The sequence below is a fragment of the Sphingopyxis sp. NFH-91 genome, assembly GCF_021401285.1.
GTDB classification, from domain to species: domain Bacteria; phylum Pseudomonadota; class Alphaproteobacteria; order Sphingomonadales; family Sphingomonadaceae; genus Sphingopyxis; species Sphingopyxis terrae_A.
Genome location: NZ_JACBGA010000015.1, coordinates 1 through 12,370, shown reverse-complemented (window position 1 = coordinate 12,370; position 12,370 = coordinate 1). Strand labels below are relative to the sequence as shown.

Annotated in this window: 9 protein-coding genes; 2 read left to right on the top strand and 7 right to left on the bottom strand. The window is 61.7% G+C overall.

Translation table 11 applies throughout. From position 1 onward, the window contains the following. Positions 1–6: 6 nt before the first annotated feature. From L0963_RS18790 to L0963_RS18775, 4 genes are all read right to left on the bottom strand, one after another. The gene (locus L0963_RS18790) at positions 7–1,095 is read right to left on the bottom strand and encodes an LLM class flavin-dependent oxidoreductase (RefSeq protein WP_234181187.1); all 1,089 of its coding nucleotides are present in this window, start codon (positions 1,093–1,095) and stop codon (positions 7–9) included. 79 nt (positions 1,096–1,174) lie between these two features. Beyond that, on the bottom strand, positions 1,175–2,089 hold the full coding sequence (locus tag L0963_RS18785) for an aldo/keto reductase (RefSeq protein WP_234181185.1): 915 nt from the start codon (positions 2,087–2,089) through the stop codon (positions 1,175–1,177). Then, positions 2,086–3,099 carry a LacI family DNA-binding transcriptional regulator gene (locus L0963_RS18780; RefSeq protein WP_234181183.1) on the bottom strand — a complete coding sequence of 338 codons (1,014 nt, stop codon included), beginning with the start codon at positions 3,097–3,099 and terminating at the stop codon, positions 2,086–2,088. The genes L0963_RS18785 and L0963_RS18780 overlap by 4 nt, the downstream gene beginning before the upstream one ends. After that, positions 3,096–5,105, bottom strand: coding sequence for an alpha-glucosidase (locus tag L0963_RS18775; RefSeq protein ID WP_234181181.1), 2,010 nt, complete (start codon positions 5,103–5,105; stop codon positions 3,096–3,098). Before L0963_RS18775 ends, L0963_RS18780 begins: the two co-directional genes overlap by 4 nt. Positions 5,106–5,292: 187 nt before the next feature. On the opposite strand from L0963_RS18775, the gene L0963_RS18770 reads away from it, so the two are divergent. Beyond that, positions 5,293–7,605, top strand: coding sequence for a TonB-dependent receptor (locus L0963_RS18770; RefSeq protein ID WP_003047050.1), 2,313 nt, complete (start codon positions 5,293–5,295; stop codon positions 7,603–7,605). A gap of 393 nt (positions 7,606–7,998) precedes the next feature. Here the strand turns inward: L0963_RS18770 and L0963_RS18765 are convergent, their stop codons facing one another. Next, the gene (locus L0963_RS18765) at positions 7,999–9,234 is read right to left on the bottom strand and encodes an MFS transporter (protein ID WP_234181179.1); all 1,236 of its coding nucleotides are present in this window, start codon (positions 9,232–9,234) and stop codon (positions 7,999–8,001) included. Positions 9,235–9,346: 112 nt separating this feature from the next. On the opposite strand from L0963_RS18765, the gene L0963_RS18760 reads away from it, so the two are divergent. Further along, complete coding sequence (locus L0963_RS18760; protein ID WP_234181221.1) at positions 9,347–10,432, top strand: YeiH family protein; 1,086 nt, start codon at positions 9,347–9,349, stop codon at positions 10,430–10,432. A gap of 923 nt (positions 10,433–11,355) precedes the next feature. On the opposite strand, the gene L0963_RS19740 is transcribed toward L0963_RS18760, so the two are convergent. Beyond that, positions 11,356–11,487 (bottom strand): hypothetical protein, encoded by a 132-nt coding sequence (locus L0963_RS19740; protein WP_267960784.1) that lies wholly within the window; start codon positions 11,485–11,487, stop codon positions 11,356–11,358. Between the two features lie 76 nt (positions 11,488–11,563). Beyond that, positions 11,564–12,223: a hypothetical protein gene (locus L0963_RS18755; protein ID WP_234181177.1), complete on the bottom strand. Its 660-nt coding sequence runs from the start codon at positions 12,221–12,223 to the stop codon at positions 11,564–11,566. Positions 12,224–12,370 lie beyond the last annotated feature (147 nt).

Sequence of the window (12,370 nt, the reverse complement as noted above, 5' to 3'; positions counted from 1 at the left end):
TCGTTCCTAGAAGGTGAGCGGTGCGTGCGCGATGTGCGGGAGCACGCGGCGCGCGAACAGATCGGCTTCCTGCACGTGCGGGTAACCGGACAGAATGAACGCCTCGATCCCCTCGGCCTGATAGGCGCGGAGCTTAGCGAGCACCTGGTCGGGGGTTCCGACGATCGCGGCACCGCAGCCCGAGCGCGCGCGGCCAATTCCAGTCCACAGATTTTCTTCGACAAAACCTTCGCCGTCCGCGGCACTTCGCAGCTCGGCCTGCCGCTGGACACCGTAATTTTTGGCGTCGAGCGACTTCTCGCGAATCGCGGTCCCGGTAACCTCGTCGAGTTTGGAAAGCAGGCGATCTGCGTAGCGACGCGCCTCTTCCTCGGTCTCGCGGACGATAACGTGCACGCGATAGCCGAACTTCAACGTGCGCCCGAATCGTGCTGCGCGTTCGCGCATATCGGCGATCGTTTCGCGCACCTTGTCCATCGTATCCGGCCACATCAGATAGACGTCGCAACCCTCAGCCGCGCATTCGCGCGCCTCATGACTCAGCCCACCAAAATAGAAGGGCGGACATTTGCCGGAAAGCGTCGTGATCCGTGGCGGTTCGAGCTTCAGTTGATAGAATTCGCCATGGTGATCAAGCGCCTCGCCATTTAGTAGCGTGCGCACGATCTTCATCACCTCGGTCGCGCGCGCATAACGCGGTCCACCGGCGAGCTGCTGGCCGGGCATGTCCGACGAGATGACATTGACATTAAGCCGTCCGCGGGTGCCGGTCGCATCGGGACCAAGAATGCGGTCGAGCGTTGCAATTCGCCGCGCAAGCTGCGGGGGCCAATCCTCACCGATGCGCGTCGCCCATAGCAGTTTCATTCGCTTCACTTGGGTCGCGACGGCTGCGGCAAAGACGGTCGTATCCAACCCAAGTTGGTATCCTGAAGGCAGCAGGATATTGTCGAACCCGCCCTCTTCAGCGCGCAGGACAATGTTGCGGCAATGCTCCCAGCTCGACCGCAAATAGGGGTCGGAAACACCCAGAAATTCATAATCATCGTCGCACAGCGCCGAAAACCAGGCGATTTCGCATTGCTGCTGGGTCATAATCTTTCCTCTTTCCGCCCTGCACACGCGTTTGCGTCGCAGGGTCTTGTCCGGTCCCGCGTGACCTGCCCTTCCATCTTCAGGGCAGCGGCGCGCCGCGGGCTGCCACCAACACTTCATACCATTCGGCCCGCGTCCAACGCACGTCGAGCGCCTTTGCAGCCTCGCCAATTCGTTCGGCGCGCTGCGATCCTGCGATCGGTACGATCCCCGCGGGATGCGCCATCAACCAGCTGTATGCGGCAAGCTCGCGCGAGACATTCTGCGCCTCGGCAACGCCGTCCAGCGCAGCCGCAACCGCCTTTTCACGCTCGGTGTTCGGCGCTAGCAGCCGTCCGCCGCCAAGCGGCGACCAAGCCAGCGCGATCAGGCCCAAGGTCATGGCGCGGTCGAGCTCGCCGTTTTCGAAACAATCGATGCGTAGCGGACTGATTTCGGGCTGCGTTGAAACAATCTTGTTACCCAGGAAGCCGTTCAGCGCGTCGGTCTGCGCGAGCGTAAAATTGGATACGCCGAGCGTGCGGATCTTGCCGGCAGCGACTGCATCGTCGAGCGCCCGCGCCACTTCTTGCGGGTGCGCCAGAATGTCGGGGCGATGGATCTGCCACAGATCGACATGGTCGGTCCGCAGCCGCCGCAGCGACGCGTCGATCGCCTCGGCAAGATAGGCAGGGCTTTGGTCGTAGGGAAGCGGCGGACGGATGCCTCCCTTGGTAGCCAATATCATGCGGTCGCGCAGCGATGGTTCGGTTACCAATACATCGCCGAGCAACGCTTCCGCATCGCCGAAGCCGTCGACGCCATCGAAACCATAGATATCGGCGGTGTCGAGCAGGTTGATCCCCGCGTCGAGTGCTGCATGAACCAGACGGGCCGCTTCGGCCGCCGTGCGTCCATTCTCGGCAAGCCGCCACATACCCCATGCAATAGGAAAGACGGATAGGCCGCTGACCCCAAGCGGGCGCGAGGCAGGCGGGGCGGGCAAAAGGCTCATATGTTGATCCTGGCTGGTGGAACGACCGAAGCACGCTCGACAAGGGTATGAGGAAGACGGTGATGGCTGATGTCGCCACCTTCGATCAGGATGCGCGTCGCGGTGCGCGCCAGTTCGGCCATCGGCTGGTGAATGGTCGTGAGTGGCGGCCATACGGTGCGCGACAAGGTTGTGTCGTCGAAGCCCGCGACCGAAAGCTCGGATGGCAAGTCGAGACCGCGATCGTGCGCGACCGCGAGAACCCCGGCGGCCATATCGTCGTTCGCGGCAAAAATCGCGGTCGGCGGGTTGTCGAGCCCGAGCAGGAAACGCCCCGCGGCGACCCCGCTGTCAAAGTCGAACTCGCCGTCGCAGACAAGGCCGGGTTCGAACGGGATGCCCGCGCGGTCGAGCGCCCGCCGATAGCCGTAGAGCCGATCGTCCGAGGCGCGGTGGCTCGGATGCCCCTTGATGAAGCCGATCCGGCGATGCCCTACGTTGATAAGATGCGTCGTCATGTCGTCGGCGGCCTGCGCATCGTCCATGAACACCGAGCTGGTGAGCGAATGGTTGGTTCCCGGCGAAATGCGAACGAACGGAATATCGAGTGTCTCGAGCGCCGCGAGAACCGGTTCGCAGTCGGTGACCGGCGACGACAGAATGATGCCGTCGACATGCGTTTCGGTGACGAGCCCACGTACCTGATCGCCAACCCGCGGGTCGGCGACATCGACCGGCTGCGCAAGTAGCCGGATGCCGCGCTCCTTGCAAAGCTGCCAGCAGCCGGTCTGAATCTGGAACATATAATAGGGGCTGTGATTGTCGTAGATCAGCGCAATCTGGTTCGACTTGGCGCCCGACAGGATTCGCGCTGCGACGCTCGGGCGAAAATCGAGTTCGGCCATCGCGTTCTCGACGCGTCGACGCGTATCCTCGCTGACATAGGGGTGACCGTTGAGCACGCGGCTCACTGTCTTGACCGCAACGCCCGCCTTGGCCGCCACATCCCGGATATTCGCCCGCTCGCTCATTGTCCCAACACCTCCGTTAGCCGACCGAACAGCGGCGCGAAGGTGCTGCCGGGCCGGTAGAATACCGGTGGCATGCCGATGGGCGCAGAGATTCGATGGATACCGGGCGCAAAATCCTCACCCGTCCAGCAATGGCGCCACGGTCCTTCCCCCGGAAGGATGGCGCGACGCTCCTCGACTCCCTTCTCGACGACCGGCGCCACCAAGAGATCGGCACCGTAAAGAAATTGATCCTGCACCGTAAAGAGCGCGGGGTCGTCTGGGTAATGAAGGAAGAGCGGACGCTGGGCGGGGAGGCCATGCTTTTCCGCCTCGTCGCACAAATGCCGCACATACGGCGCAAGATGCGCGTGAACGCGGCTCCAGCGTGCAAAACATGCGAGCAGTTCCGGCGTCGAGTCAAATTGAAGATTGTCGTCAGGGCGATTGCCTTCATGGCTGCGCATAACGGGCGCAAAGGCGCCAAGTTCACACCAACGCTGCATCAGCTCCGTGCTCCGGACATTGCCATGGAGCGAGGTATAGCCGCCACAATCCGAATGGCTGTAGGCATTGCCGACGAGCCCTGCGGACAGAGCGCCAGTAATCACCGTGCCGATGCCGTCGTGGCGGGTAAAGTCGACGCTCTGATCGCCAGCCCAGAGTAGCGGACAATGCGCCTGAACTCCCGAAAATCCTGCGCGCATGAAAAAGAGCGCCTCGCCGGTCTTATCCCGCGACGCCACCGCCTGTGCGTTCACTGCAGCCCAGAGCAGCGGCCAGCGGTTATGCGCCTCCATCGGGTCCGACCCATCGGCGAGCCGCACATCAGTCGGCAGATATTCGCCGAAATCTGCCATCCATCCGGCGATGCCGATATCGAGCATTTCGCGACCCAGAATATGCTCGGCAAACCAGTCGCGCGTTTCGGCGCGAGTAAAATCGAGAATAGCGCAATCAAACTCACCAAAATCGACGAGATAAACCTCCTCGCCATTTTGACGCATGCAAAAATGGCCTTCGGCCTTCGCTTGTTCGTACAGCGTCCCGTCGACTGCAAGATACGGGTTCGCATAGGCAAGAAAACGAATGCCGCGTTCGGCGAGCGCGCCAATACGGGCACGGAGGTCCGGATAGCGCTGCTCGCTGCGCACTCCGGCTGTCCAGTCCCAGAAAAGACGGCGACCAAAGCTCGTCTCGCGAACGCCCGCCCAATCCTCGCACCAGAGCGCCGTTATGACCGCGCCCGCGTCAATAAAGCGCTCCATCCGGTCGAAGCTCGATGCCCCAGATTTCAAGCCGAGGATCGCGCCGCGAATAGCCCAGTCGGGCAGCGGCGGCTGACGTCCGAACCGCGTCGATAACGCGGCGACCAGCGCCGCCGGACCGTCGGCGGTGAAAAGTTCAAAATGCGCCTCGGATCCCCAGCTTTCGACGCGGTGCGCCTGCTCATCGGTGAAATCGAGCACGCAATATCCGAAATTGTCCAGATGAACGGCGAGCCACCGCGAAGTCAGAAATGTCGGTTGGGGATAATTGCTGGTCCAATAGTCGCCGCCGGCCATGCCTTCGGCGTCCATGATGCGCGTAAGCTCGGTCGTCTTGTCGCGCCCGACCCCCGGCTCGCTTGTCCATATTGGAAAGCGGCGGCCTGCGAGCATCAGATAGCTCATCTGCTCGCCGCCGCCCCACACGGCCTCCCCGGCTTCGGCATGGAAACGGGTAGTGATCCGATCATAACCGGCGAGAAGCGCGTCTACGCGCAACCTTCCAGTCCCGCAGCGGAGCCGGACCGCCGGCTCGCCCGCATGGATCAACAACATATCCGCCCCCTCGACGCGCCATTCCGCAGGAGCAAGATGGTCGCCGGGCTGATCATCGATCTGGAAATTGCCGCGATACATGGTGATCGACGGCGCGCCGCGCGCAATGACCACCGCAGGACAGTCGCGCGTGTGCCGCAATAGCAGATGCGCGCCAAAATGAAGCTCGAATCCGTCTCCATGCTCGGAAAATCGCAATTTCACGCTTCGATCCCTCTCGCCGTGGGATTTTTGAACCACAATTTCCAGCGCGCCGCAAGTCTTATATGACACCGCTTGACATACCGGCGTGACGAGCGCATCTGGAGTGATGAAACAAGAGGCTCATTACGCGCGTCCGGGCAACCGACCGCAGAAATGCGCCCAGAATCGATCACGGGAGGAGAATGCCATGAGTGCGTACAGCTTCAGAATCTTGCGCGCGACGGTGGGCACGGCCAGCGTCATCGCGATCATGTCCGCCACCGCTGCACGGGCGCAAGAGGTCGAGGAAATCATCGTCACGGCCCAAAAGGTCGAGGAGAATGTTCAAAAAGTCCCGATCGCGATCACCGCCGTTTCGGGTGACCGCCTCGAAGCCACTGGCACCACCAGCCTCGAAGGAATTGCGCGGATCGTTCCCTCGGTGACGTTTCGCAAAGGCACGACGAGCGCGAACAGCGCGATCGTGATGCGCGGTGTCGGCACGATCACCTTCTCGGTTGCCGCCGAGCCCAGCGTATCGACGGTCGTCGATGGAATCGTCCTCAGCCGTTCGGGCCAGGCGTTCATGGACCTGGTCGATGCCGAGCGGCTCGAGGTGCTGCGGGGCCCTCAGGGGACGTTGTTCGGAAAGAACGCATCGGCGGGCCTCGTTAACATCGTGTCGAAGGGCGGCACTGATCAGCTCGAAGCCGAAGCGAAGGCCGAATGGTTCGAAGGCGACGAATATCGCCTCCGCGGTTCGGTGTCCGGCCCGATCGGCGGCGACTGGAGCGGCCGCGTCACCGGCTTTTACGGTAGCTATGACGGTAACATCACGAACATCTTCGGCGGGCGCAATAACAAGGTCAATGGTTATGAACATTGGGGCACGCGAGGGATCGTCGACTATCGCGGCGACGTTGCGCGCCTGCGGTTCATCGCGGATTATTTCAAGGCCAACGACGATTGCTGCGCCGATGTGACTGGCGCGAGCCGCGGCGCGGTGCTCGACGCCGAGCTCGGTCTTCCGGGCGGTGTCGCGCTCGGAGAAAACCAACGCTTCATCAATCACAATCTGGTTACTCGCACGCGCGACAAGCAGTGGAGCCTCACCGCCAGCGGCGATTTCGACCTTAGCGACACGCATACGCTCAGCGTCGTCGCGGGCTATCGCAACTGGGAAAATGAGGAAATCCGCGAAGGTGACTTCCTGCCGCGCGCAATCGTCGGGACCGCAGAACTGCACGACAATGGCCTCGTCAAGACGCAGCAATTCTCGGTTGAGGCGCGTATCGCCTCCGATCAGTCGATGCCCTTCTTCTACCAGGTCGGCGCCTTTGCCTGGCATTCCGACAACAAGCAGGATTTCACGCGCCGCGACATCAGTTGTACGACTTCCACGCTCCCGGTCGATCCTGTCACGGGCGCGCAGCCGTGCAATATCAATGACACGGTCAATACCCTATTTCCGACGGCAACCTCGAACAGCGACGTCAATTCGACCAACTTCGCGCTATTCGGACAGGCAACCTACCGTTTCAGCAATCTTGTCGCGCTGACCGGCGGGCTTCGCTACACCTGGGACGAACTCAGCTTCACCCACATCCGTGCGCCCGGCGTCAATGCGACGACCGGTCTGCCCGCAACCGGACCGGGCATCTCGGGGAGCCCGGCTGGCGGCACCGTCGCATCGGGGGGCACGGGCCTGAATACATCGAGCGGGTCGAGCAGCAACGGCAATCTGTCGGGCAAGGCGGTACTGCAATTCACCCCGTCGGACGACATCATGCTCTATGGCAGCTACACGCGGGGCTATAAGGGACCAGCCTTCAACGTCTTTTTCAACCATACGGCACCAACGAACGCGGTTCCGATCGACGAAGAGACGTCGAATGCGTTCGAAATCGGTCTGAAGTCGCGTTTCCTGGACAACAAGGTGCAGCTGAACCTCGCGGGCTTCAGCGTCGAATATGACGGCTTCCAGGCGAATAACTTCGTTTTGCTGAACGGCGCCGTCGTCACCAACCTGACCAACGCCGGGACGGTCAAGAGCCAAGGGTTCGAAGCCGATCTGACAGCGGTGCCGATCGAGGGGCTGACGCTGCGCGGCAGCGCGGCCTATGCCGATGCAAAGGTGAAGAAGTTCAATCCGAATCCGCTCACCAACGCGCCCGATGCGCGCGACGGCACACGCCTTCCGCTGGCCCCTAAATTTACTTATACGCTGGGGGCCGATTATGAGGTGCCCCTCGGCGGCATGAAGCTCTATCTCGGTACCGACTATCGCCATGTATCGAAGCAATTCTCTGACCTTGGCGAGCAGGGTGTCATCGACCCCTATGGCCAGTGGAACGCGTCGATCGGCATTTCTGACGCCGAAGATCGCTATCGCCTGACGTTGCACGCGCGCAATATAAGCGATGAAAGCTATGTGCTGCTCAACGTTTCCAATGGTCAGCGCCTGCAGATCCCGCGCGATGCCGACCGCTACTTCGGGGTGAGCCTTCGCGCCCGCATATAATTGAAGCTTGCCCAGTCTCTCTACCGGGCAACCCTTCCCAACCGGCGTCATCGCCATCGCCCCCTGCGTCGACCGCAGGGGGCTTTTTTTGCTTGCGGGAGCCGGCCGCATGCAAAGCCGATCAGTTGATCGGCTCGGGTCGAGCAATCGGCAGCTTAGCGCCAGACGAGCGCCACGATCCGTGTGCGTGCTCGTCTCGGTCGCACCCTATGTTTGCGACGATATGTCATAAGGCCGTGCATTTCGGCCGAACAAGCCGGTGCGGCGCCACACGCAAAGGCTATGCATGAAGCGGCGCAGATCGAGCCCCGAACGTGCGATCAGCCGGAAAAAGCCGCGCATTGGCGCGGTAGATTACCAAGACTGGGCGACGGCCTCGCTCGAGCCCGGTGCTCACGCCTTGTTATCGGCCAGTTCGAGCCGTGGCACGATCAGATGGACCACGCCGAGCGCGCACAGATAGGCGATGCTGCAAATCGCGAAGAGGGGTCCATAACCAAGTCCGTTGCCGAGCGACCAGCCGGCAAATTCGATGATCGCGGTACCCGACAAATTGCCCGCGACGGCGCCCAGGGCAATCACGGTCGCAACGCGCAGCGGCGGGATGATGTCGGCGGTCATGCCAAAGATGTTGGTCGAAAAACCTTGGTGCGCGAACAAGCCGGTGCCCACGCACACCGCAGCGATCCATGGATTGGCGGTGTACAGGGCGAGCGGCATCGCCAAGACCGCGAGTGCAAAGATGAACATCGACATTTTGCGCGCGCGATTGACCGAATAGCCGCGCGCAAGGAAGATCGGATAGAGTGCGCCCGACGTCACCGCGCCCAGCGCGGCAAGCGTGAAAACAATAGCGATTGGCAGGCCGAGTTCCCCTTGGCTCATGCCAAACACGCGACTGAAGAAATCGGGCATCCAGAACAGGACGAACCACCACACGCAATCGGTGCAGAATTTGGCACCGACCACGGCCCAGGTGCGGCGGTCGCGAAGCAGGGGGCGCCAAGCGACTTTCGCGCGTTCAGGAAGATCGCCGATCGGCCGCACCTTGCGCATCGCGGGAAGCCAGAAGACGAGCCACACGAGACCGAGCGCGCCGGTCAGGATGAAGGCGGCTTTCCAGCCAAAAGCGAGCGCGAGCGGCGGGATCAGGAGCGGTGTGACGATCGCGCCGATATTGGGTGCGGTATTTATCAGGCCGATCGCCATATTGCGCTGCCGCACAGGCAGATAGGTCGCCGCTGTCTTGATACCCGCCGGCGTGCTGACCGACTCGCCTACCGCAAGAACGACGCGCGCCGCGACGAACTGCTGTACCGACTGCGCGAGCGCGTGCGCCATTCCCGCAAGGCTCCAGACCGAAATTGCGATCGCGTAGGCCCAGCGGACGCCAAGCCGGTCGACGAACCAGCCGACACCAAGCAGCGCCGCGGCCGCTGCAATCTGAAAGGTCGACCCCAGATGGGCATAGTCCGAGTCGCTCCATCCGAACTCGGCTTCCAATGTGGGTTTTAGCAGGGCGAGAACCTGTCGATCGACATAGTTGAGAGCGTTACCCAGAAAGAGAAGGGTCACCAACATAATGGCGATACGCGTTGACCGTTCCCCATGCGCAGCTTCGGTCGTCATATCCACTCTCCCTTCCCTCTTTTCGAGATGTTTCGCCTTGCAACCTAACGCTCACTGCCGATAAGGAAAGGAAAATATGACACCGTAGGACATACACGTGGATCGCGTCACGATGGGCGATGCCCCCTCTTCCTTTCCCGAACCATTTGGCGGCGACTTATTCGGCGAGCTTCAGCTTGCAGAAAGGTCGCATTCGGCGCCGGCGCGAACCATCCGCGACTATTTTCCCGGCCTCATGATCAGCGGGGCCGCGTCGGGTGCCGCAGCTTGGCTGTCCGATCATTATGGCGCCCCCGTCATTCTCCTCGGACTTATGATCGGTCTGTCGCTCAACTTTGCGGCGCGCGACCCGCGCACACATAGGGGGCTTGATTTAGCATCACAGCAATTCCTGCGGATCGGCATCGTCCTGTTGGGATTTCAGGTCAGCACCGCCCAGATCGTAGCGCTCGGCATTGAACCTTTTGGCGCCCTTTTAGCGATCATGGCCATCGCGTTAACGGCCGGCCTGATCGGCGCGCGCCTTACCGGCCAATCGCGCTACGCCGGTCTTCTGGCGGGCGGCGCGACTGCGATTTGCGGCGCCAGCGCTGCGCTGGCGCTCTACGGTGTCATCGGCAAGAGCCGGCTGGGGCAAGCGCAATTCGCGCTAACGCTCGTTGGCGTGTCGATGGCGAGCGCGCTTGCGATGTCGCTCTACCCCGTCATCGCTGCGCAGCTTAGGCTCACCGATGCCCAGGCAGGCTATCTGATTGGCGCCTCGATCCATGACGTCGGCCAGGCCATCGGCGGAGCATATGATTTTTCCAATGCAGCAGGTGCTTATGCCACCATCGTGAAACTTGCGCGCGTGACCATGTTGGCTCCGGCTGTGCTGCTCGCGTCGCTCTGGATCGGTCCCGCGGCTGGCGACACCACGCGACCGCTACTGCGGCGCTTGTCAGTGCCGTGGTTCATCACGCTTTTCCTTGGCGTCGTTGCTGCCAACAGCGCGCTGTCCTTTCCCACCGCGATAGCGACAACGTCCCTAGCCGCTTCAAAGGCTCTGCTGCTGCTCGCCGTGACCGCAACCGCGGTGCGATCGCGCACTGACCTCATACTTGACCTCGGCTGGAGGGCTGCTGCGCCGGTGGTGTTCGCGTCGCTCGCCAGTTTTGCCGCGGCTTTGCTCTTCGTGGTGCTCGGAGTTTCCGGTTAGAAACCGCATTTGCACTTAGGCAACAAGGATGAGGCTATGTTCGGCCGGGTACGAACCGATTCGCCCATCGCCCCTAGCCTCGATGGGATGCGGCTGTCATCCCGACCGACCGCCTCCTCGATAAACCGGTGGCGAAGCGGCCGCACGCCGCGGGCGTCGATGCGCCCCCAGCTTCTCAGCCCGCGACATGCGCGCGCCAGCCTTGCGTGTATCGCTTGGCGGAGCGATTGACGCGTCGGGCCTGCGGCGCGGGCTAACGATGCTTTCGTTGTATTTGACGTCTGCCGGGCCACTGCCGCCCGTTATTTGATCCGAATGCCGTGCGAAGCTGGCCAGCTTCGGCCTGGCGGCTTTCAGCCGACCAGCCTGAAGAAGCGGACGCTCGAAACCGATGGGGCGACGATGACAGCTCGCGATCGGTTGTAGTCATTCGACGCCGATGCCAGATATGATTGATGGCAATGAACATCCCTATCAGATTTGCAGTGATGCCTGAGAATGAAGTGGAAGCGGTCGCCCACTTGGCAGCGAGGGGGCATGCGCCGACCAAAATCGAACGAGATGACAAAGATTCTGTTTATTTGATGTTTCCTCCGACGTCAGAGGCCGATGCTTGGAAATTGATGGAGGCGCTACCGCGCCATCTAAGTGCAAAAATTGGTTTCGTGATGCGTGGCCCCCCCCCCCGCCCTTCATCGTCGATGGAGGGAAGGTCAACTAAGTGTCCGCCGTCAGCGCCAATGGCACAGTTTTGAGGTTGTGATTTAAGGAGGATTTGGGCTTCGTCGTAGTGACGAAGGAACGAAGATGAAGCCCAAATCCTCCTTGAAAAAATCGGCGCCGAAGGCCCCAGCTGAGCGGGTGGTGAAGGACATACGGCGTGCGACGCGCCGCATCTGCCACGTGACATTACGACCAGCGGCCTACCATCCGGTAAGGGCATGCGCACTGGTTGCCAGCGTGCCGGTGCTGCCGACGCCGCCCTTCTCCTTCTCGTAAAGCATGAGGCGCTTGCGCTTGCGCCGGTGCTCCTCAACCTGTTCTTTGGTCGCCATGAGTCACTTCCTTTCTGCGTTGAATAGTTTGGCCGCCTTGGCCGCAGGGGTGCGGCTACCCGCGTGAAATGTGCGGTCATGATTTGGGCCTGCCGTGCTTGGCATGGGCGTCAGCAAGACGTTGCCGAGCGTCGCCCCGCGATCGTGCTTGCCGGGCAAATTTCGCGGCGAGATCCGCTCCGCGAGCCGGCGCCGCGGATTCATTCCCCGCCCGTTCCGGAGACGGCGAACTGTGTGCGGCCTCTTCCGCGTGTGGTGTCGTTACAACGGGCTTTTGCCGCGAGGAGACGAGGGGCGGCGGATCGGTAGGAGGCAAGGGAGCAGGCGGCGTCTCGGGAAGCTGCTGTAACCCTGTCGAGAACATGACTGGATCGGCAGCGGGGGAGCTCGTCTGTCGGGTGTAACCCGCTGAGAGCAGACGCGTGATGATTTGATTGAATATCTCAGGTCCGTCCTCGAGTTCGGCGAGGGCCGAGAGCTTTGTCGCAATCGCGCCGACGTCGAGAGCGGTGCCGCGAATGGCCGCGAGATTGGTGATCGCCGCGGCCCACTGCTCTGGCCCGTTCGTCGAATTCAGGAGGATCTCAGCAATCTCATCTGGAATATCGGCCGCAGTAATCTTGCGGCGGCGGAGCGAGGGTGCGCTTTTCTTTTGCTGACCCGGCGGTGCTGGTTCGACAACGCATTCAGGTCCAAGCGCTATTGTGACGGCGCGGATCCGGATAATAGCGACCACGATGTTGAAGTGCGGGACGGCCAGACTAGGCCGTGTTGACAAAAGGGATTCCCAAGCCCGCCTCCTTCTGATTCAAGACTGCTTTTTGAGGAGCAGTCATGGGTCGCGGGGATTTGTCGGATGCGGAGTGGGAACTGATCGGGCCAC